The organism is Nocardioides convexus, assembly GCF_011090295.1.
Genome location: NZ_JAAMYA010000001.1, coordinates 4,255,023 through 4,274,912, shown reverse-complemented (window position 1 = coordinate 4,274,912; position 19,890 = coordinate 4,255,023). Strand labels below are relative to the sequence as shown.

The 19,890-nt window shown below is 72.9% G+C and carries 23 protein-coding genes and 5 pseudogenes; 15 read left to right on the top strand and 13 right to left on the bottom strand.

The features are described from left to right. Positions 1-31: 31 nt before the first annotated feature. From mreC to G5V59_RS31680, 4 genes and pseudogenes are all read right to left on the bottom strand, one after another. Positions 32-847, bottom strand: a complete 816-nt coding sequence (mreC, locus tag G5V59_RS31695; RefSeq protein ID WP_278260183.1) for a rod shape-determining protein MreC — start codon at positions 845-847, stop codon at positions 32-34. 151 nt (positions 848-998) lie between these two features. Continuing rightward, positions 999-2,001 (bottom strand): annotated as a pseudogene (locus tag G5V59_RS31690) (rod shape-determining protein). A 243-nt stretch (positions 2,002-2,244) separates the two neighbouring features. Beyond that, positions 2,245-2,655, bottom strand: coding sequence for a nucleoside-diphosphate kinase (gene ndk, locus G5V59_RS31685; RefSeq protein WP_278259110.1), 411 nt, complete (start codon positions 2,653-2,655; stop codon positions 2,245-2,247). A gap of 45 nt (positions 2,656-2,700) precedes the next feature. Beyond that, positions 2,701-3,357, bottom strand: a complete 657-nt coding sequence (locus G5V59_RS31680; protein WP_278259109.1) for a helix-turn-helix domain-containing protein — start codon at positions 3,355-3,357, stop codon at positions 2,701-2,703. Positions 3,358-3,877: 520 nt separating this feature from the next. Between G5V59_RS31680 and G5V59_RS31675 the strand changes: the two genes are divergently transcribed. From G5V59_RS31675 to G5V59_RS31610, 14 genes and pseudogenes are all read left to right on the top strand, one after another. Beyond that, the gene (locus G5V59_RS31675; RefSeq protein WP_341351076.1) at positions 3,878-4,348 is read left to right on the top strand and encodes an ABC transporter permease; all 471 of its coding nucleotides are present in this window, start codon (positions 3,878-3,880) and stop codon (positions 4,346-4,348) included. 99 nt (positions 4,349-4,447) lie between these two features. After that, complete coding sequence (locus G5V59_RS31670; RefSeq protein ID WP_278259107.1) at positions 4,448-4,780, top strand: hypothetical protein; 333 nt, start codon at positions 4,448-4,450, stop codon at positions 4,778-4,780. Next, the gene (locus tag G5V59_RS31665; protein WP_278259106.1) at positions 4,725-5,291 is read left to right on the top strand and encodes an ABC transporter permease; all 567 of its coding nucleotides are present in this window, start codon (positions 4,725-4,727) and stop codon (positions 5,289-5,291) included. The genes G5V59_RS31670 and G5V59_RS31665 overlap by 56 nt, the downstream gene beginning before the upstream one ends. 3 nt (positions 5,292-5,294) lie before the next feature. Further along, a pseudogene (locus G5V59_RS38135) lies at positions 5,295-5,678 on the top strand (MlaD family protein); the annotation flags it as partial. Between the two features lie 242 nt (positions 5,679-5,920). Continuing rightward, positions 5,921-6,406: an MCE family protein gene (locus G5V59_RS31655; protein WP_278259105.1), complete on the top strand. Its 486-nt coding sequence runs from the start codon at positions 5,921-5,923 to the stop codon at positions 6,404-6,406. 29 nt (positions 6,407-6,435) lie between these two features. Continuing rightward, positions 6,436-7,137 (top strand): MlaD family protein, encoded by a 702-nt coding sequence (locus G5V59_RS31650; RefSeq protein ID WP_278259104.1) that lies wholly within the window; start codon positions 6,436-6,438, stop codon positions 7,135-7,137. Continuing rightward, the gene (locus G5V59_RS31645; RefSeq protein ID WP_278259103.1) at positions 7,071-7,415 is read left to right on the top strand and encodes a hypothetical protein; all 345 of its coding nucleotides are present in this window, start codon (positions 7,071-7,073) and stop codon (positions 7,413-7,415) included. Before G5V59_RS31650 ends, G5V59_RS31645 begins: the two co-directional genes overlap by 67 nt. Before the next feature lie 64 nt (positions 7,416-7,479). Then, complete coding sequence (locus G5V59_RS31640; protein WP_278260182.1) at positions 7,480-7,962, top strand: MCE family protein; 483 nt, start codon at positions 7,480-7,482, stop codon at positions 7,960-7,962. Continuing rightward, complete coding sequence (locus G5V59_RS31635) at positions 7,902-9,587, top strand: MlaD family protein (protein WP_278259102.1); 1,686 nt, start codon at positions 7,902-7,904, stop codon at positions 9,585-9,587. Before G5V59_RS31640 ends, G5V59_RS31635 begins: the two co-directional genes overlap by 61 nt. Next, positions 9,584-9,886 carry a hypothetical protein gene (locus G5V59_RS31630; RefSeq protein ID WP_278259101.1) on the top strand — a complete coding sequence of 101 codons (303 nt, stop codon included), beginning with the start codon at positions 9,584-9,586 and terminating at the stop codon, positions 9,884-9,886. Before G5V59_RS31635 ends, G5V59_RS31630 begins: the two co-directional genes overlap by 4 nt. 54 nt (positions 9,887-9,940) lie before the next feature. Further along, entirely contained in the window at positions 9,941-11,692 is a 1,752-nt protein-coding gene (locus G5V59_RS31625) for an MlaD family protein (protein WP_278259100.1), read from the top strand. Positions 11,693-11,714: 22 nt separating this feature from the next. Further along, a pseudogene (locus tag G5V59_RS31620) lies at positions 11,715-12,179 on the top strand (AMP-binding protein); the annotation flags it as partial. A gap of 85 nt (positions 12,180-12,264) precedes the next feature. Continuing rightward, positions 12,265-12,588: pseudogene (locus tag G5V59_RS31615) on the top strand (AMP-binding protein); the annotation flags it as partial. 229 nt (positions 12,589-12,817) lie between these two features. Next, positions 12,818-13,531, top strand: a complete 714-nt coding sequence (locus G5V59_RS31610; RefSeq protein ID WP_278259099.1) for an AMP-binding protein — start codon at positions 12,818-12,820, stop codon at positions 13,529-13,531. Between the two features lie 15 nt (positions 13,532-13,546). On the opposite strand, the gene G5V59_RS31605 is transcribed toward G5V59_RS31610, so the two are convergent. The 3 genes and pseudogenes from G5V59_RS31605 to G5V59_RS31595 all read right to left on the bottom strand — a co-directional run bounded on the left by G5V59_RS31605 (position 13,547) and on the right by G5V59_RS31595 (position 14,875). After that, positions 13,547-14,158, bottom strand: a complete 612-nt coding sequence (locus G5V59_RS31605; protein ID WP_341351374.1) for a hypothetical protein — start codon at positions 14,156-14,158, stop codon at positions 13,547-13,549. A gap of 3 nt (positions 14,159-14,161) precedes the next feature. Then, positions 14,162-14,447: pseudogene (locus G5V59_RS31600) on the bottom strand (crosslink repair DNA glycosylase YcaQ family protein); the annotation flags it as partial. After that, entirely contained in the window at positions 14,444-14,875 is a 432-nt protein-coding gene (locus G5V59_RS31595; RefSeq protein WP_278259097.1) for a crosslink repair DNA glycosylase YcaQ family protein, read from the bottom strand. The pseudogene G5V59_RS31600 and the gene G5V59_RS31595, both read right to left, overlap by 4 nt. A 133-nt stretch (positions 14,876-15,008) precedes the next feature. On the opposite strand from G5V59_RS31595, the gene G5V59_RS31590 reads away from it, so the two are divergent. Next, positions 15,009-15,578, top strand: coding sequence for a hypothetical protein (locus tag G5V59_RS31590; protein WP_278259096.1), 570 nt, complete (start codon positions 15,009-15,011; stop codon positions 15,576-15,578). 189 nt (positions 15,579-15,767) lie between these two features. On the opposite strand, the gene G5V59_RS31585 is transcribed toward G5V59_RS31590, so the two are convergent. From G5V59_RS31585 to G5V59_RS31560, 6 genes are all read right to left on the bottom strand, one after another. Next, complete coding sequence (locus G5V59_RS31585; protein ID WP_278260180.1) at positions 15,768-15,923, bottom strand: hypothetical protein; 156 nt, start codon at positions 15,921-15,923, stop codon at positions 15,768-15,770. 30 nt (positions 15,924-15,953) lie between these two features. Beyond that, positions 15,954-16,469, bottom strand: a complete 516-nt coding sequence (locus tag G5V59_RS31580) for a response regulator transcription factor (RefSeq protein WP_278259095.1) — start codon at positions 16,467-16,469, stop codon at positions 15,954-15,956. Between the two features lie 153 nt (positions 16,470-16,622). Then, a complete protein-coding gene (locus G5V59_RS38130) occupies positions 16,623-17,030 on the bottom strand; it encodes a sigma 54 modulation/S30EA ribosomal C-terminal domain-containing protein (RefSeq protein ID WP_341351075.1) in 408 nt (135 codons plus the stop codon). 777 nt (positions 17,031-17,807) lie between these two features. Continuing rightward, a complete protein-coding gene (locus G5V59_RS31570) occupies positions 17,808-18,146 on the bottom strand; it encodes a phosphoribosyltransferase family protein (protein ID WP_278259094.1) in 339 nt (112 codons plus the stop codon). Next, positions 18,112-19,143, bottom strand: a complete 1,032-nt coding sequence (locus G5V59_RS31565; protein ID WP_278259093.1) for an LpqB family beta-propeller domain-containing protein — start codon at positions 19,141-19,143, stop codon at positions 18,112-18,114. Before G5V59_RS31565 ends, G5V59_RS31570 begins: the two co-directional genes overlap by 35 nt. Beyond that, positions 19,062-19,868: a hypothetical protein gene (locus G5V59_RS31560; RefSeq protein ID WP_278259092.1), complete on the bottom strand. Its 807-nt coding sequence runs from the start codon at positions 19,866-19,868 to the stop codon at positions 19,062-19,064. Before G5V59_RS31560 ends, G5V59_RS31565 begins: the two co-directional genes overlap by 82 nt. Between the last annotated feature and the right edge of the window lie 22 nt (positions 19,869-19,890).

Sequence of the window (19,890 nt, the reverse complement as noted above, 5' to 3'; positions counted from 1 at the left end):
CGGCGACGAGCCGCCCGGTCGAGCCTGGTCCTCACTGGGGCACGCTCCCGTCGGCCTCGATGCCGGCATGGCTGCTGCCCGAGGGCACCACGACGCCGACCAGGTCGAGCGCGGTGAAGTCGACGGCCGGCTCGATCACCGCGCGGTAGGACGTCTCGCGCAGCGACTCGAAGACCTGGGCGACCTTGCCGATCGGGACGCCGGAGACGTAGGGCGCGCCGCCCTTGCTGCCCCAGGTGACGATCTCCTGGCTGACCTTGGGCACCACGTTGCGGTCGGCGAGCTCCATCTCGAGCCGGTCGTCGGTGCCGAGCGTGCCGTTGCCACGCACGAAGCCGAGCTCCATGTTGTCGCCGATCCGCCCGCCCACGTTGGAGGTGTCGTCGACGATGAGCAGCACGGTCGCGGTGTGGCTGGTGACGGCGGTGATCCGGCCGACGAGGCCCTGCGCGGCGACGACGGTCATGTCCGGGTGCAGCCCGGCGTCGGTGCCCGCGTCGATGGTGACGGTGCTGGAGAAGTTCTGCGCGGGGCCGATCGCGATCACCCGGGCCGGGACCAGGGCGTAGCCGGTGTCGCGGGCCAGCGAGCGCAGCCCCTGGAGCTCGCGGAGCCGGTTGTCGTCGTACCCGGCCTTGTCGGCCTGGGTGCGCAGCTGCGCGTTCTCGGCCTCGAGGTCCTTGACGTGGCTGCGCAGGTTGTCATTGGTCCGGAAGACGCCGGGCAGCCCCGAGACGGGCCGCACGACGGTCGCCACGCCCGCCTGGACGGGGCCGACGACCTCGCCGACGGCGTGCCGCACGGATGCGACGGGTGAGTCCTCGCCACCCGCCTTGTCGACGACCATCAGGGTCGCGCAGGCGAGCAGCAGGGCGACGACGAGCGAGCGCGGCGGCCGGCCGCGGTCGTCGTTCGGGTCGCGCTGCGGCGTCGGGCGGCGGGCGGGACCGCTGCTCGACGTGGAGCGGATCGGGCGGGTGTCGATGGCCATGGCGTCCTCAGAACCGCCGCGGGTTCGTGACCAGGACCTGCTGCAGCGCCTCGAACTCCTCGACGCATCGGCCGGCACCCATCGCGACCGAGACCAGCGGGTCCTCGGCGACGTGCACGGGCATCCCGGTCTCGTGGCGGATCCGCTCGTCGAGGCCGCGCAGCAGCGCTCCCCCACCGGTCAGCACGATGCCGCGGTCCATGATGTCGCCCGCGAGACTCGGGCGGGGTCTGGTCCAGGGTCACCCGGACCGCGTCGACGATCGCGTGCAGCGGCTCCTCCAGCGCGTGCCGGACGTCGGCGCTGGTGACCAGCACCGTGCGGGGCAGGCCGGTGACCATGTCACGGCCGCGGACCTCGCCCTCCGGTTCGCCGGGGCGCGGGAACGCCGAGCCGAGCGTGATCTTGACGTCCTCGGCCGTGCGCTCGCCGAGCATCACGCCGTGCTCCTTCTTCATCCACGCGATGATCGCGGCGTCCAGGTCGTCGCCGGCGGTGCGGATGGACAGCGAGGTGACGATGCCGCCGAGCGAGATCACCGCGACCTCGGTGGTGCCGCCGCCGACGTCGACGATCATGTTGCCCGTGGCCTCGTGGACCGGCAGCCCGGCACCGATGGCCGCGGCCATGGGCTCCTCCACGACGTAGACGCGCCGGGCGCCGGCCTGGTAGCCCGCCTCCTTGACCGCGCGCTGCTCGACCGGCGTGATCGAGCTCGGCACGCAGATCACCATCCGCGGCTTGGCGAAGTAGCGACGGCGGTGCACGCGGGCGATGAAGTGCCGCAGCATCTGCTCGGTCGCCTCGAAGTCGGCGATCACCCCGTCGCGCAGCGGGCGCAGGGCGGTGATGTTGTCGGGCGTGCGGCCCAGCATCTGCTTGGCCTGGTGCCCCACGGCGATGACCTCGCCGGTGCTGTCGTTGAGCGCCACGACACTCGGCTCGTCCAGCAGAACGCCACGACGGCGGACGTAGACGAGGGTGTTGGCGGTGCCGAGATCGACGGCCATGTCCCGGCCGATGATGGAGTTCGCCCTCACGCTTCCTCGCAAGACGTCGCCGGACCCGGCCGACGTCGGCCGAACCCTCGTGCGCGTTCTGGGGAAGCCGCCGTCCGTCCGTGGTGTCGTCCGTGCGCCGGGGGCGACGGCCGGGCGCACGCACCGACCGCCTCCGATTGCGAGGGTAGGCACCGCGGTGCGCGATGCCGGGGAGCCACGCCGGTACGGCGTGGCGCGAGACTCAGCGCTCTGTCAGGCCAGGCCCGGGAACCAGAGCGCGATCTCGCGCTCCGCCGACTCCGGGGAGTCGGAGCCGTGCACCAGGTTCTCCCGGTTCGACAGCGACAGGTCGCCACGGATGGTGCCCGGAGCGGCCTTGCGGCCGTCGGTGGCGCCGTTGAGCGCGCGCACGACCTCGATCGCCTCGTCGCCCTCGAGGACGGCCGCGACGAGCGGGCCGCTGGTCACGAAGTCGCGCAGCGGCGGGTAGAAGTCGCGCTCGACGTGCTCGGCGTAGTGGGCGTCGGCCTGCGCGGCGTCGATGTGGCGCTGCTCCAGGGCGACGATGCTCAGGCCCTTGGCCTCGAAGCGGGCGAGCACGTTGCCGACCAGGCCGCGCCGTACGGCATCGGGCTTGAGGAGGACGAGAGTGCGTTGGGTCACGCCGGTGACCCTAGCGGGCTCAGCCGCGGTCGAGCGAACGGGTGATCACCTTGTTGGCCGAGCGCTGGAAGCCGCGCACGATCGCCTCCAGGGTGAGCCGGCGCAGGGTGCCGATGGTGTTCTCCAGGCTGCGCGGCGTCCTCGCGGGAGTGGGAGGAGTGGCTGCGCTCGCGGCGCCAGGGCTCGACGACCTCGTGGTGCAGGACGGAGGTCAGGCTCCTCGGCGAGGGCCGACATGTGCCGCTCGATGGCCTCGCCGGCCGCGCGCATCCCGGCGAACGGGATGTCGACCTGGAGGAGGCTCGACGGCGACGTCGAAGCCGTGGACCGGGCTGAACCGAGGCTCCGCCGCGCTCGTCGACCACCCGGCGCAGCAGGCCGAACTCCTCGATCAGGGTGACCTCCTCGTCGGTCAGCCTGCGACCGGCGTGCTGGTCGAGCCTGGCGGCGGGTGAGCTCGAGCGGCTCGCCCACCGTCCAGGAGGTCAGCATGGCGCGCTGGACGGCGAGGTCCTCGACGCCGGCGTCGGCGGGCAGCGAGGCGAGGTACTTCTCGATCGCCTGCAGGGTGAATCCGTGGCCCTGCAGCGCGCGGATCATCTCCAGGCGGGCGAGGTGGTTGTCGTCGTACCACGCCATCCGGCCGCGGCGCGCCGGCGGCGGGAGCAGGCCGAGACTGGCGTAGTAGCGAGTGGTCCGCACGGTCAGCCCGGCCGCCGCGGCGAAGCTCGTCGACGGTGCGCAGGGCGCCGCCCTCGTCGGACTCCGGGCCGGGCTCGAACCCTGCTGCTGCGCTCATGACTGTCACAGTACGACTGTCAAACCCTTCTCGCAATGCAGACACGCGACGCCCGATCAGGCGTACCTGAGCGGGTTTCAGGATCTTCAACGAACGGGGTTGACGTAGGTCACACGAGCGGGGACAGTTCGGGTGTGACAGTTCTACTGTCATTCTCAGTGAGCCCTCGACCCGCAGGAGCACCATGTCGGCCACCAGCCCGCCGCGCGCCGTCGTCGCCCTCGGCAAGCCGTTGGCCGAGTTCGCTGGCCCTGCTCCGCTTCACCCGGCGGGTCTTCGGCGCGGTCCTGAGCACGATCACCGGGCGGCGCTTCCCGCTGGCGGAGACCGTGGTCCAGACCTGGTACGCCGTCCGGGTCTGCACGCTCCCGGCGCTCGCCGTCTCGGTCCCCCTTCGGGATCATCCTGGCCCTGCAGGTCGGGGTGCTCGCCCAGGAGGTCGGCGCGGTGGCGTTCACCGGCGCCGGCAACACCCTCGCCGTCGTACGGCAGGCGTCACCGCTGATCACCGCACTGATGCTCAGCGGGGTCGCGGGCTCCGCGATCTGCGCCGACCTCGGCTCGCGCAGGATCCGTGAGGAGATCGACGCGATGGAGGTGATGGGCCTGTCGGTGATGGAGCGGCTCGTCGTCCCGCGGATGTTCGCGATCGTCGCCGTGGCGGTGCTCCTCAACGGCGTGGTCATGTTCTTCACGATCCTCACCACGCTCTCGATCAGCGTGGTCGTCCAGGACCTGCCGCCGGGCAGCCTACCTGGCCTCGGTCACCACGCTCGCGCAGATCTCCGACCTGTGGCTGTCCCTGGCAAAGGCCGCGATCTTCGCGGTGATCTGCGCGATCGTCGCGTCCTACAAGGGGCTCGGCGCCAGCCGCGGCCCGACCGGCGTCGGTGAGGCGGTCACCAGCGCGGTCGTCACCAACTTCGTGCTGCTCTTCGCGGCGAACTTCGTGATCTCCCAGGTCTACAGCACCTTCGCCGGCGGTCCGATCGGATGAGCACCGCACGGGTCGACCCCGTCGAGGTCGTCGACAAGGCCGTCGTCGGCCCGCTGGCCGGCATCGGGCTGCAGGCTCGTCCTGTCGTGGCGCGCGATCCGGGCGCTGCCGGTGGCGCTCACCCGCTACCGCGGCGAGATCGCGCGGGTGCTCGCCGAGGTGACCCTGGGCTCGGGCATCTTCCTGGTCGGCGGCGGAGTCGTCGGCGTCGTCCTGCTGCTCTCGACGCTGACCGGCACCGAGGTCGGCCTGGAGGGCTACCAGGGTCTCGACGTGATCGGCCTGGCGCCGCTGACCGGCTTCATCTCCGGCTACGCCAACACCCGTGAGCTGGCGCCGATGGTCGCGGCGCTCGGATTCGCCGCGCGGATCGGCTGCGGGTTCACCTCCCGGATCGGCGCGATGCGCATCAGCGAGGAGATCGACGCCCTGGAGGCGATGGCGATCCGCCCGGTCCCCTACCTGATCAGCACCCGCCTGGTCGCGGCCTGGATCGTGGTGCTGCCGCTCTACCTGATCGGCCTCGTCGGGACCTACGTCGCCACGGACTTCATGGTGACGACGTTCTACCACCAGTCGGCCGGCACCTACGACCACTACTTCCAGACCTTCGTCGCGCCCGTGGACGTCCTCTACTCCGCCATCAAGGTGGTCGTCCTGACCACCGTGGTGACGCTCATCCACTGCTACCACGGCTTCACCGCCAGCGGCGGGCCCGAGGGCGTCGGCCGCGCGACCGGGCGCGCCATCCGCGCGAGCATCATCTCCCTGACCGTCGTCGACATCCTGCTGACGCTGCTGCTGTGGGGCGCGGACCAGCAGGTGCAGATCTCGGGGTAGCCGGTGAGCGAGTACCTCTTCCCGCACGCGCGCGCCGGCCACGGCACGTTGCGCCTGCGGCTGGCCCTGGCCGGGCTGGCCGGCTTCGCCGCGCTCGGCCTGCTCGCCGGAGTGCTCGCTCTGCAGACCCTCGGCGTCATCAGCGGCGACGTACGGGTCACGGTGCGGCTCGCGACCGTCGGCGACACCCTCGGCATCAACTCCGACGTGAAGTACAACGGTCTCCGGGTCGGTCGCGTCGTCGAGGTCGACCCGGTGGCCCGCAAGGCCGAGACCGGGTGGGACGGTCCGACCGCGATCGTCCTGGTGGCGCCCGAGCACGCCGGCCTCATCCCGGCCGCCGTCCGGGCGCGGGTGCTCCCGGGCACCCTCTTCGGCAACGAGTACGTCGACCTGGTGGCCTCCCCCGCCGGGGGGCACCGCCGGGGCCACCGCCGTCACGACCGCCCGCGCGCACCTGGCCGACGGCGACGTCGTACCGGCCGACACCTCGCGGGCGACGCTGCGGCTGATGGACACCTTCTCCGCGACCCAGCGACTGCTGGCCGCCGTCGACCCCGCGCAGTGGGACCTCGCCCTCTCCCAGGCTCGCCGACTCCCTCGACGGGCGCGGGGCACGCCTTGCGCAGATGGTCCGCGACGGCGACGCCTTCCTCGGGCGGTGGGCCGCCCTCCACCCCCAGGTACGACGGGACCTGGACCTGCTCGCCCAGGACAGCGACCTGGTGGCCGACGTCGAGCCGCCGCTGGTCGCCGCGCTGCGCGACTCGCGCCCGCTGGCCCGCACCCTGGTGGCGCAGCGGCAGGCGACCACCACGCTGCTGCAGGGCGTGTCCCGGCTGCTCGACGGCAAGGACGGCGTGACCACCTTCCTGCGCGCACACGGCGGGGAGACCGCGCGCCTGCTCAACGCGAGCGCGGCGAACCTGGAGGTCTTCGCCCAGCGCTACCCCGCCTTCGCCTCCCTGCTGCGCAAGGTGCCCCAGGCTGCTCCGCAACGGCGCCGCGGCGGTCAAGAACGGCCGGATCCAGATGGAGGGCGTGCTCGCGCCGCAGGCTCCTCGACCCGTACGACGCGAGCGATCCCGCCGACTGCCCGGCCTACCGCGGCCTGAGGGGGCCGTGCCGGTGAGCCGCCGAACCAGTGAGTCTCGCCCGCCACAAGGGCGCGACCCTCGGCGTCGCACTCTTCACGCTGCTCGCCGTGGTCCTGACGGCGATGGTCGCCGGCACCCTGTCGCGCGCACAGCACGGTGACGCGATCACGATCACCGCGGTGTTCCGGGACGCGACCGGGCTGCGGGCCGGGGACGACGTACGGGTCGCGGGGGTGCGGGTCGGCCGGGTGACCGGCACCAGGGTCGGCACCGGCGAGGAGACCGGGCTCGCCGTCGTCACGATGAGCGTCGGCGCGGACCAGGTGCTGCACGACGACGTCACGGCGACCATCGACTACCTCAACCTGATGGGCCAGCGGTACGTCGCCCTGGCCCGGCCCGACGCCGCGGACGACGCGCGGCGCCTGCGCGACGGCGCCCGGATCCCGCTCGCGCGGACCCGGCCGGCGCTGGACCTGACCGCGATGTTCAACGCCTTCAAGCCGGTCTTCGACCTGCTCCAGCCCGGCGACCTCAACCAGGCTCGCGACGAACATCGTGCAGGTCCTGCAGGGCCAGGGCCCCACGATCCAGCACCTGCTGGAGCAGACGGCCGAGTCTCACCTCCGGCATCACCGACCGCGAGGACACCCTCGCCCGGGTCGTCGACAACGTCACCCTCGTGCTGCGCACGACCGATGCGCACCGCACCGAGATCACCGGCCTGGTGCGGGGCCTGGACTCGCTGACCGCCGGCCTCGCGCAGGACCGCGACCGGATCTCGACCAGCCTGGAGGGGATCGCGCGCCTGTCGGCGACAGCCGCCGGCGTGGTCGAGGAGGCGGGCGGTCCGCTGGTCGACGTCGCGAGCCTGAGCCGGCCGTGGATCGCCTACCTCGCCAGCCGCCGCGACCTGCTCGCCCGCACCGGGGCCGCCGTGCCGCAGCGAACTCGAGACCTACCTGCGCACGCTGGGGTACGGCAAGCTACCTCAACGTCTACGTCTGCACCCTCGCCGCGGGGTTGAAGGGTGTGCCGACGACGCTCGACCTCGGCGTCACCGGCGACCGGCACTCGAGGAGGTGCCGCTGATGGCGCGGCTCGGCTGGCCGCTGCGCGTCGTCGCGGCGGCCCTCGTGCTCGGGCTGGTGCTGCTGGGCGTGCGCACCCTGGGCGGTGCGCCGGAGTACCACGTGCGACTGCGCCATGCCGCCGGCCTGAAGCCCGGGGACGACGTACGGGTGGCGGGGTTGAGGGTCGGCAAGGTCGCCACGGTCACGGCCGACCGCGACCAGGTGGACGTCGGCTTCTCCCTCGACAAGGCCCCCGCCGACCTCGGCATCACCGACGACAGCGCAGTGGAGGTGAAGGCTGCTCTCGATCCTCGGCCAGCGCTTCCTCGCGCTCTCGCCCGGCAAGGGGCGGGCGCTCGCCGACGGCGGCACGATCGCCGTCGAGCACGCGGTGGACAAGCTACACGATCGAGCGGTTCTGGCTGGAGTCCACGCCCCAGGTGGAGTCCCTGGACCTGCAGCGCATCCAACGGGCCGTGGACGTGCTCGCGACCGACCTGAAGGTCACCCCGGACGCGCTGCGCGACGCCGTCGACGGCATCGCCGGGGTCTCGGCGATGGTGACCGGGCGCGAGCAGCAGATCGACGACCTCCTCTCCTCGACCCGGGCGGTCACCTCGCTGGTGCTGCGGCAGACCGACGCCCTGGACCGGGTGATGACCAACGGCACCGCGGTGATGCTGATGGTCCAGCAGCGCAAGGAGACGTTGCGCGTGCTGCTGCGCGACGCGCACCGCTTCGTGACCGGCCTGACGACCGTCGTACGACGCAGCGCGCCGCAGGCTCGCCCCGGCACTGCGCGACCTGCAGAGCGTGCTGAAGGTGCTGCAGCAGCACCGCAAGGACCTCGACCGCACGATGACCCTCGCCGGGCCGACGATGCGGGTCTTCACCAACGCCACCGGCGACGGTCCGTGGCTCGGCGTCAACGCGCCCTGGGCGATCGTCCCGGACGACCTGGTCTGCTCGATCACGCCGGAGGACTGCAAGTGAGGCGCCGGACCGTCCTCGCCGCCCTCGGCGGCGTGCTCGTGCTCGCCCTCGCCCTCTCCGGTGCGCGACTCGCGGGCTGGCTGGGCGGCGAGGATCCCGGCGACCTCGTCGTGACCGCCGACTTCGCCGACACCACCGGGGTCTACGTCGGCAACGACGTCACCTACCTCGGCGTACGGATCGGCGAGATCGTGGAGGTCCGGCCGCGCGGCACGACGATGCGGGTCGTCATGCACCTGGCACCCGGCTCCCGCGTCCCCCGCGACGCAGGTGCGGAGATCCTCCAGGGCTCGCTCGTGACGGACCGCTTCATCGAGGCTCGGGCCGGCCTGGGACGGCGGCCCCACGCTCGCCACCGGCGCCCACATCGCCGCCGACCACACCCGCTCCCCCGCGACCGTGGACGAGATCGCGAAGGCCATCGACGACCTCGTGCTGGCGCTCGACTCCGGGCTCGGCAAGGGCAGGGGCGGGGCCGGTCTCGGCGACCTGCTCGCCACCACCGCGAGTGCCTTGAAGGGCAACGGCGCCCACCTGCGCCGGGCGCTGGCCGAGAGCCGCGACGCGCTCGGCGTGGTGAGCTCCAAGGACGCCGACCTGACCGCGGTCTCGAGGAACCTGGTCCGGCTCGTCACCGAGTCTGTCCCGCCGTGACCGCAGCATCCGCGACTTCACCCGCGCCACCGCCGGCACGACCCGGGTCCTCGCCGGCCAGCGCCAGGAGCCTGGTCGCCACCCTCGGCAGCCTCGACCGCCTGACCCGCCTGACCACGGACTTCCTGCGGAGGAACGGCAGTGTGCTGGGCGCCGACCTCGCCGGCCTGGCGGACGTGGTCGACGTCGTACGCGACCACCAGGACTCGCTCAGCGAGGCCTTCGACGTGATGCCGACGATGGCGGAGAACTTCTCCCGCGCCTACGACTGGGACCTCGGCCGGCTGCGCGTGCAGTTCGCGTTCAGCGCCGGCCCGTTCTCCGCGGCCTTCCGCAGCCACACCTGCCTGACCTTCGCCGGCACCCTCGGGCCGGCGGGCAGCAGGCTGTGCGGCCTGCTCTTCACCTCGGACGGCACCGGCGCCCTGGACCCCCTCCTCGACGGCCTGTACGACGGCCTCCCGGGAGGCATCCCGTGACCCGCGTGCGCGGCGCGCTCGCCGCACTGCTGCTGGCCCTCGCCGCGACGACCGCCGGGTGCGGGCTGAGCCTGGAGGACGTGCCGCTGCCGAAGGCTGGTGGACGGCCCGACGTACCCGGTGACGGTGGAGTTCACCGACGCCCTCAACCTGCCCGTGGACGCGCCGGTCAGGCTCGACGGCGCCACGGTCGGCCAGGTGACCTCCGTCGAGGCGGGCGAGTACGTCGCGGAGGTGGAGGCTCGCGCTGTCCACCTCGGTGCGGCTGCGGGCCGGCTCGCGGGCGGAGATCCGGCTGACCTCCCCGATGGGAACGGCGTTCGTGCAGGCTCTTCCCCGGCACCCAGGGCCGGGTGCTCGCGGCCGGCGAGACGCTGCCGGCCAGTGCGACCAGGCTCCGCGCCGGACGTCACCGACCTGCTCTCGTCGCTCTCCACGGTCGTGACCGGCGGCGAACTTCACCGACATCTCCACGATCATCACCCAGGCTCAACACCGCGCTGACCGGCAACGCGGGCGACGTACGACGACTGCTGGCGAGGCTCGACGTCGCCGTGACCGACCTCAACGCGGACCTCCCGCGGGTCGACCGGCTCACCGCGTCCCTGGACCGGCTGACGAAGCGGCTGGCCGGCGACCTGCCGGAGATCACCCGCTCGCTGACGGACCTGACCGCCCTGGTGACCTCCTTCGACGTCCAGCGCGCGGACCTGGTGCTCGCGATGGAGTCGCTGAACCGCTTCGACGCGGTCGCCACCCCGCTGACCGCGGCCGTGCGCCGCGACCTGGTCGCTCAGGCTGAGGGACATGAGGCCGGTGCTCACCACGCTGCTGCGTGGACGGGCCGACATCGACGGCGTGATGAAGGGGCTGATCGCCTTCGCGAGCGGCAGCGACAGGGCCGCACCCGGCGACTTCGCGAACTTCGACCTGACCTTCGTGCTCGACCCCGGTGCCCTGCTCGACACGGGGGGACGATGACCGACGCCGAGCTCCACAGCAGTGCGCGCCGGTGGCGGCGCCGGAGCCACCTCGCCCAGACGCTGATCCTGGTGATCCTCGTCGCCGGCGTCCTGTACGTCGCCGACACGGTCGTCGGCGGTTCGCTCTTCCGCAACCCGTACCACCTCACCGTCGAGCTTCCCCAGGCCGCCGGGCTGCACGAGGGCTCCGTCGTCACCTACCGCGGTCAGCGCATCGGCGAGGTGACCGAGGTCCGGCTCGGTGACTCCCCCGGCGTCGGCGCGGTCGCGGAGCCTGGAGATCGATTCCGACGTCGAGATCCCCACCGACAGCGCGATGGAGGTGCGCAACCTGTCGGCGGTCGGCGAGCAGTACCTCGACGTGCGACCGCGCACCGGCGAGGGTCCCTTCCTCGCCGACGGCGGCCGGGTTCCGGTCGCGGCCACGAGCGTGCCCGTGAGCGTGCCCGAGGTGCTCGCCCACGCCGAGGGCCTGATGGCGCACCTCGACGTCGGCGACATCCGCACCATCGCGACCGAGACGCAGGCGATCTTCGGCGGCGGCGAGGACGACGTGGACCTGCGTGCGCTCGCCATCGAGATGGAGACCGCCTTCGCGCTGCTGCGCCGGCTCGAGCCCGACCTGACCACGCTGGCGCGGCGCGCGGAGCGGCCGCTGGCCACCGCCGCGGAGCTCTCCCCGAGATCCGCCGGATGTCCGCGGACCTGGAGGCCATCGCGCGATCGCTGGCCGCGGCGACACCGTCGGTGCGTCGTACCGTCGTGTCGTCGCTGGACCTGCTGCCCCGGCTCGAGCGCTGGTGGCAGCAGGCCTCGCCCGAGCTGCGGCGGATGCTGCGCTCCGGCGTGCCGCTCACGGAGATGGCGGCGCGGCACCTGCGCGGCCTGCAGCACTGGCTGGACTGGGCGCCGGCGCAGGCCGACGTGATGGCGGGCAGCACGCGCGGTGGCAGCGGCCGCGTGGTGCTGGTGCCGCGGATCCTCAAGAACTGCGTCTACGACCGCTCCGTGCAGCGCGACGTGCAGGACACCACCCGCCGCGCACCGGTCACCGGCGTGCGCTGCACGGACCCGCCGCCCGGCACCCAGGGCCGCGGCTCCACCAACGTCCCCCGGCAATGACCCCCACCCGAGAGGAACCCCGATGAGCAACGACACCCAGGCCGCCACGCTGGCCGTGCGCGCCGAGATCGAGGCGGAGATCGCCGGTCTCACCCTGCCGGTCGCCCTCGCCCGGACCGTGGCCGCGGAGGGCGACCGACCGGCGTACTCCGACAAGGTCGGCATCGACCTGTCCGGTGGCTACGCACCGGGCTGGCGCACGCTGTCCTGGAACGACCTGCGCGAGCAGGCGCTCGACGCCGCCGGCGCACTGCTGGCCGCAGGGGTCGGGGCCGGCGACCGGGTGGCGCTGATGGCCGGCAACCGGATCGAGCACGTCGTCGCCGACCTCGGTGCCGTGCACGCCGCCGCGATCTCGATGTCGGTCTACAACACGCTCTCGCCCGAGCAGGTCGCGTACGTCGCCGGGCACGCCGAGCCCACGGTCGTGGTCCTCGAGACCGCCGACCACCTGGCCCGCTGGGCGAGGGCGCTCGAGGAGAGCACCTCGATCCGCCGGGTCGTCGTGATCGACGCCGAGCCGCCCGCGGACGACGAGCGCTTCGTCACCTGGGAGGCCTTCCTCGCCGCCGGTGCGGCGTGGCGGGCCGAGCACGCCGCAGAGCCTGGAGGCACGCACCGCGGAGGTGAGCGCCGAGGACCCGCTGACGATCCTCTACACCTCCGGAACCACAGGGAACCCCAAGGGCGTCGTCCTGACGCACCACGCGGTGCTCTACGAGTGCGCCTGCTCGCTGCGGGTCGCCGCGCCGACCCAGCACAACGACTTCATCTCCTACCTGCCGTTCGCCCACATCGCCGAGCGCACGCTGGGGATGTACATCCCGCAGGTCAACGGCGCGCACGTCCACCTGGTCGCCGACCCCGCGCTGCTGGTGGGCGCGCTCGGCGAGGTGCACCCGACGCGCTTCTTCGGAGTCCCGCGGGTGTGGGAGAAGATCAAGACCGGCCTCTCCGCCAAGGCTCGCCGCGGAGACCGACCCGGAGCGGAGGGCCCAGGTGGAGGGCGCGCTCGCCACCGGCCTGGAGCACGTCGAGGCGCTGCAGTCCGGCAGCACCGTCTCCCCGAGCCTGGAGGCCCGCTACCAGGCGGCGGACGCCGGCCTGCTGGCCTTCCTGCGTGCGATGCTCGGCCTCGACCGCTGCGAGTGGGCCGCCTCCGCGGCGGCACCGATGCCGCTGGAGGTGGCCCGCTTCTTCGCCGGCCTCGGGATGCGGATCTACGACGTCTACGGCATGACCGAGACCTGTGCCGCCGTCACGGCGTGCGGTCCCGACCAGTTCCGGCTCGGCACGGTCGGCCGGGCGCTGCCCGGCATCGAGATCTCGCTCGCCGAGGACGGCGAGATCCTCGCCCGCGGGCCGGTCGCCTCGCAGGGCTACTACCGGCAGGAGTCCGCGACCGCCGGACTCATCGACGCCGACGGGTGGGTGCACACCGGCGACATCGGCGAGACTCGACGACGACGGCTTCCTCAAGGTGGTCGACCGCAAGAAGGAGATCATCGTGACCTCCTCCGGCAAGAACATCGCGCCCTCCAACATCGAGAACTACCTCAAGGAGAGCCCGGTCGTGGGGCACGCCCCGGTCTTCGGCGAGGGCCGGCCCTACGTCGTCGCCGTGCTCACCCTCGACGCCGAGATCGCGCCCCTGGTGGCCGCCCAGGCTCGGCATCCCCGCCGGGGCCTCGCTCGCCGAGTCTCGCCCAGCACCCGGCCCTGCTCGCCGTCGCGCAGCAGGCCGTGGACGCCGCGAACGCGCGGCTCTCGCGGCCCGAGCAGGTGAAGGCCTGGGAGCCTGCTGCCGGTCGAGTGGAGCGCGGAGTCGGAGGAGCCTGACCCCGACGCTCAGGCTCAAGCGCCGCGTCGTCCACGCCAAGTACGCCGACGTGCTGGAGCGCCTCTACTCCTGACCCGGCCCCGCGTCGTACCTGACCTCTGGGCCTGATCGCCCCCGATCCGCCGCGGATCGTCAGGTACGGCGCACCTCGGCCAGCAGCGCCGGCGCCAGGTCGCCTCGCGGCGCCACCACGATCTCGCCCAGGCCGAGCCAGTCCGCGAGCCGGGTCGGACCGGCGGCCAGGCTCGCCCGCCGTCTCGGCGGGTGCGTGCGGCTCGGCCCAGGCCGACTGCACCAGCAGCCGTCCCGTCGGCCGGTCCGCCTTGAGGTCCACCCGGCCCACGATCCGCTCGCCCAGCAGGAACGGCAGCACGTAGTAGCCGTGCACCCGCTGGGCCGCCGGCACGTAGATCTCGATCCGGTAGAAGAAGTCGAACAGCGCCAGTGCCCGGTCCCGCTCCCACACCACCGGGTCGAACGGGCTCAGCAGCGCGCGCGCTCCCACCCGGCGCGGCAGTCGGGCCCCGGTGTGCAGGTACGCCGGGCGCTTCCACCCCGCCACGCTCACCGGCTCCAGGCTCACCCGCCGCGACCAGCGCGTCGATCGCGGGCCGGGCCTCGCCCACCTTGAGCCGGTAGTAGTCGGCCAGGCACTGCGCACTCGCGACCCCGTGGGAACGGGCGGCACGGCGGACCAGGCTCGACGTGGGCCTCGGCGGCGGGCAGGGCGGGGGCGTCGACGTACCGGGCGGGGAGGACGCGCTCGGGCAGGTCGTAGCGGATCTCGAACTGGCTGTTGCGCCCGGCGATCGCCAGGTCGCCGACCGTGAAGAGGTAGTCGAGGACCCGCCGGGTGCGCGACCAGTTCCACCCCCAGTGGTCCTTGCTGCGTGGCAGGCCGTCGTCGAGTCTCACGCGCGGTGCTGGCACCCCGCTCGGCGATCTCCGCGAGCAGCGCGGCCTCCAGCGCGTCGTCCTCCGCCACGAAGGACCACTTGCCGCGCCGGGCCCGGTAGTGGTCCATGCGGTGCCTCATCACCGGCCACAGGCTCGACCGGCATGTAGGCCTGCACGTGCGCCCAGTACTCCACCACCCGCCGCTGCCGCCCGCTCGACGCCCGGCGGAGCAGGTCGACGTCGTAGGGCCCCATCCGGGAGTACAGCGGCATCAGGTGCGCGCGCTGCAGCACGTTGACGCTGTCGACCTGGAGCACGCCGGTGCGTGCGAGGGTGCGGTCGAAGGTCCGCAGGGTCGGTACGGCGTGTGGCGGGTCGAGGAAGCCCTGCGCGGCCAGTGCGACCCGCCGCGCCTGCGCGCGCGAGAGGGACTGCGTGCTGCTCACGCGGTGAGCCTACGGAGGTCCGCCGACAGCGCCGCCGCGATATCAGTTGCGGTGGTGGGAGATCGCCAACCTGCTGATCGCTCCGCCTACCGTCGGCTCTTCATCGCTCCCGCGCCCGACGAACGGATCCGCCATGTCGCAGCAGCCCTATGACCCGAGTCCGCCGCCGTACGGACCGCCGCCGCCCAAGGGCAAGGGCCCCCTCGTCGCCGGCAGCGCCACGGTGCTCGTGCTCCTCGTCGTCGTGGCGGGACTCGTCATCGTGCTGCTGACCCGCGACGGCGACGACGACCCCGGCCCCGTCGCCGAACCAACGACCCGGACGCCGAGCGAGAAGCCGAGCCCGGACTCGGAGGACCCCACGGACGCGCCGAGCACGGGCTCGGGCGGCTCGGGCGGCTCGGGCGACCTGACGCCGCCGGGGACCACCCTGGCACTCGGCGAGAGCGCGACCGTGCCGGTGACCAACGGCCCGGGTGCCAACGGCGTGGTCAAGGCCGACCGTCACCGACATCCGCCAGGGCACGAGCGAGGACCTGGCGAACGTCAAGATCGACGACTTCGACGCCTCGGAGCACACCCCGTTCTACGTCGAGGTCCAGGTGGAGGTCGTCTCGCAGGACGGCAACGGGCTGGCCTCGTTCACTCCCGGCGCCATGCTCCAGGGCGTCATCGACGGCTCCAGGACGGCGGCGCAGGCTGACGGCGTTCGGCGACTTCCCGGTCTGCGAGGTCGCCTTCTTCGCCAGCGACGTCCAGCCGGGAGCGACGCTGAAGTCCTGCCTGCCCCTGATCGCCGACAAGGGCGACGTCGTCGACCGCGTGGTCTTCGCCTCCTCCGGGGGCGACTACGACCTGGACGAAGGCGAGCCCGTCACCTGGAGGTGACCCTTCAGCCGGGTGGGGCGAAAGGTCGCCCCTGCCGGCCGTCAGTCGAGCTCGACGAGCTTGGCACGCACGGCGTACATGACCGCCTCCATGCGCGAGTGCAGTGCGCAAGCTTCTCCAAGATGTTGCGGACGTGGTTCTTGACGGTGTTCTCGCTGATCGCCAGGCTGGTGCGCCACGTCGCGGTTGCTCAGGCCCTTCGCGACCAGGCGCAGCACCTCGAGTCTCGCGCTCGGTGAGCTTGAGGGCCGGGCCAGCCGCACGCTCCGGCTTCGCCATCGTCTTGAACTCGTCGATCAGGCTTGGCCGCCATCGACGGGCTGATCAGGGACTGGCCGTCGGCGACGACCCGGATGCCCTGGGCGACCTCCTCGATGGAGGAGTCCTTGAGCAGGTAGCCCGAGGCGCCGCTCTTGACCGCCTCGTACAGGTCGGCCTCGTCGTCGGACATCGTCAGCATGATGATCTTGGTGGTCGGCACCGCTTCCTTGATCGCGACGCACGCCTCGATCCCGGACTGCTTGGGCATTCGTACGTCGAGGAGCACCACGTCGGGCACGGCGCCCACGACCAGCGCCACGCCCTCGGCACCGCTGCTCGCCTCACCGACGACGTCGATGCCCTGCTCGATGCCCAGGAGCATGGTCAGGCCGCGCCGGAACGGCTCCTGGTCGTCGACCACGACCACACGGACCGGTTCGCTCACCGGGTTCCCCAGACCCACGGCTCCGGACGGATTCCCACTCGCCACAGCGGCATCATGGCACGTCTGGGCGGCAGGGGTGGGCAGGGACCACTTCCGCCGCGCCCGGCCGGGCGCCCGTCCGGACACCCGACCGGTCCTCGCGCCATCTGCTGGTCACTCTCCTCGGGCGTCCACCTCGAGCGAGATGACACCGTAGTCGTAGCCGCGCCTGCGGTAGACCACCGCCGGTCGCTCGCTCTCCTTGTCGACGTACAGGTAGAAGTCGTGCCCGACGAGCTCCATCTCATACAGGGCCTGGTCGAGGGTCATCGGGCTGGCGGGGTGGGTCTTCTCCCGGACGACGAGCGGACCGTCGCCGGTGACCGTGATCGGGCCGACCTGGCGCTCGATGGCGACGTTGTCCTCCTCGGCCACCGTGTCGGCGTACCCGTCCACGGGGACGTCGGACAGGGCCTTGCCCACCGACACCGGCGTACGACGGCCGCGGTGCACCCGCCGCCGGTCCGCCGCCCGGCGCATCTGGGCCGCCATCTTGTCCAGCGCGAGGTCGAGCGCCGCCATCTTGTCGTCGGCAGCCGCCTCGGCCCGGATGACGGGCCCCTTGGAGTAGGCGGTGAGACTCCACGTGGATGGAGGAGTCGTGCTGACGGGGGTTCGGCTCGCAATCGACCTCGACGTGCACCCGGATGATCCGGTGGTCGTGCTTCTCCAGGCTTCGCGAGCTTCTCGGTGGCGTGCTCTCGGAACCGGTCAGAGATCTCGCAGTGCCTTCCGGTGACCACAACGTCCATCAGTTACCTCCAAGGGATTCGGTGATGGGTTCTCCCGCCGACTCTGGACGGGACGTGTGAACAAACTCGTGGTGACGGGCGCAGGAAACGCAGGCTGCGGCAACGCGTTGCTCGAGGCTTGCCGCCAGGCGGGCCCGGCCATCTCTCCAAGCCAACTGCGGCGCGGCAGCGCGGCGAGAGCCGCGCGCCCAGCGAGCCTTGCTGCCGACCGCCGCGGCGAAGCCGCGCTCGCGCCATAGGAGGAGTCCGCCCGGCCGACCTGGTCTTCGTCCCCACACCCGCCTGCTGAGGCTTCCGCAGCCTTGGTGCCACTACCGGCCTTCTCCCGGGGGCGGACGTGTCTGACGTCCGTTCCGAGGCAGGACTTACGACTAAGCCGCACCGTGATCACCGGCCCGGAGGCCGGCTTACGTGGACCGTTTCGCCTGCGACTGGCATCGGCTAGCCACACCCGGCCGAGCGCGTGCTCCGCCGGTGCGGCGCAACCACGGACCCGGACGGACTCCATGCAGAGACGTTAGTCCGTCGAGATGGCCGACGAAAGGCTTCACCCGAAGTTGGCCGTGGCGACCTTGCGCCGGGTCGCCGCGACGAGCGCCGCGGCCCGCACCGGCAGGCCCGATGCCTCCAGCGCGCGCTGGGCCTCGCGCAGCGTCGCTCCGGTGGTCACGACGTCGTCGCACAGCACCAGGTGGGCACGGGGCACCCGCCGCGCCAGCCGTCGTACGGCGGCCGAGGAGACCGCCATCGACCCGGCGAGGTTCCGCGCCCGCTCCCCGGCGTCGAGGCCGGCCTGGTCGCGGACACCAGGACGCACCCGCAGCAGCCGGGCGACGACGACCGGGACGTCGTCACCGGCGAGCACGTGCGCGGCCGCGCGGGTCATCGCGAGGGTGGGGTCGTGCCCGCGCTGCCGCACCGCCCGCGGTCGCGAGGGCACGGGGACGAGCACGAGGGGCCGGCCGGGTCCGGCCCGGGCCGCGACCACGGAGCCCGCCAGCAGGTCGCCGAGCGGGCGGGCGAGGGTGAGCACCCGGTGCTCCTTGTGGGCGAGCACGAGGGCACGCAGGAGGTCGTCGTAGTCCCCCACGGCGTACGGCGGCACCAGGCCCGCCGGTGTCGGCGAGGGCCACCGCGGCACGGCCACGTCGGGCAGCCGGGCGGCGCAGGACCGGCACAGCGCGCGCCCAGGCCGGCCGCAGCCGACGCAGGCGACGCCGAGGACCAGGTCGCCGAACCCGTCGGCGAGGTCGTGGGAGGCGGCCATGTGCCCACTCCACCAAGCCCGGCGGGCCCCGCCAAGGGCCGTGGCCCGATCTGTGGACGAACCGGGCCGGGAAGTGGCTCAGCCGGCGAAGTCGAGTCTGGGTGAGGGGTGTCGCGCCGGTCGGGTACTCGTGCTGGTCGACCATGTTGACGTACCGGTCGCCGTAGACCGCGAGCATCGCCGAGCCCTCGGCGGGGGCTGCCGCGAGGCCCACGAGGCGGCCGGAGACGATGGTCGAGATGACGTCGACGCCGACCGAGGCGCCGTCGGCGGCGACCACGTCGACCTCGTAGAGCACGCCAGGTGCCGTCGTCGTCAGCAGGCCGACGCGGATCGGCGTGGTCCAGGCGAGGTCGTCGATCTGGGTCCCCTGCGCGGCGCGGACCAGGCCGGGCGCGCGGATCCCGGCGACCCGGCCACGGCCGTTGACGAGGACGCGTGCGCCGCGCACCTCGTCGCCCCCGGCGGTCCGGACCACGCCGACGAGCCGGGTGCCGTCGCGGGACACGATGAGGGAGCGCGCGGCCCGTCCGCTCACCCCGGGGACGACGACCTGCCGCACCTGGTCGCCCTCGACCAGCCAGACCCGCGCACCCCCGCGCCTGCGGTCGAGCACCCACAACCGGCCGGCGAAGTCCCACGACGGGCGGGCATAAGCTGCCGCCGGTGAGCACGGTGCGCGGCGCGGCCGAGGCTCTCGTCGCCGCGGACCGGGGCCAGCCGGACGCGGCTCCCGCCGGCGTCCACCCCGGCCGCCTCGCTCGCGTCGGGTCGCACGGCCACGGCGACCAGACCGGCGTCGGTACGCCCGAACGGGCCGGTCGCGACGCTCAGGTCCCCCGCTGTACCGGAGACGAGCCTGCCCCCGGCTGATGCCGAAGAGCCTGACCGGTGGCCTTGTCGCCCGCGGGGTCGAAGGCCTGGCCCCCGTCCACCGGGAACTGCGAGGCCCCACCCGGGATCGGCAGGTCCTCCCCACCCATCGTCACGCGCAGCGCCTTGATGCTGGGGTCCTGGCGCAGGGTCCACGCGAGCTGGGCCAGCATCGACTCGGACTCCTCGGCGGTCAGCCGCGGCGCGTCGCCCACCAGGTTGATGTCGGCGACCCCGCGGTCGTCGACCGGCACGGACAGCCCCACCGCGAGGCCGCGCGGCACGAACGAGCGCACCACCTGGCGCGCCCGCGGCGGCGGACCCTCGAGCAGCCCGGCCACCAGGCTGGTCGCGAGCCTGGTCGCCCTGCGGCACGAACACCGGCTCCGGGACCAGGATCTGCGCGATCGGGTCGAAGTAGTAGAGCGAGACCTGGCGGTAGCGCTGCTGGAACCAGGTGGCCGGCACGACGAGCGCGTCGATCGGGTCG

Coding starts and splice junctions, on each gene's coding strand:
- G5V59_RS38130 (WP_341351075.1), bottom strand. CDS start 17,030: ATGGCGGCGCTCGACCTCGCGCTGGACAAGATGGCGGCCCAGATGCGC.
- G5V59_RS31590 (WP_278259096.1), top strand. CDS start 15,009: ATGTCGCAGCAGCCCTATGACCCGAGTCCGCCGCCGTACGGACCGCCG.
- G5V59_RS31640 (WP_278260182.1), top strand. CDS start 7,480: ATGGCGCGGCTCGGCTGGCCGCTGCGCGTCGTCGCGGCGGCCCTCGTG.
- G5V59_RS31570 (WP_278259094.1), bottom strand. CDS start 18,146: ATGACCCGCGCGGCCGCGCACGTGCTCGCCGGTGACGACGTCCCGGTC.
- G5V59_RS31655 (WP_278259105.1), top strand. CDS start 5,921: ATGGTCCGCGACGGCGACGCCTTCCTCGGGCGGTGGGCCGCCCTCCAC.
- G5V59_RS31670 (WP_278259107.1), top strand. CDS start 4,448: ATGAGCACCGCACGGGTCGACCCCGTCGAGGTCGTCGACAAGGCCGTC.
- mreC (WP_278260183.1), bottom strand. CDS start 847: ATGGTCGTCGACAAGGCGGGTGGCGAGGACTCACCCGTCGCATCCGTG.
- G5V59_RS31610 (WP_278259099.1), top strand. CDS start 12,818: ATGCTCGGCCTCGACCGCTGCGAGTGGGCCGCCTCCGCGGCGGCACCG.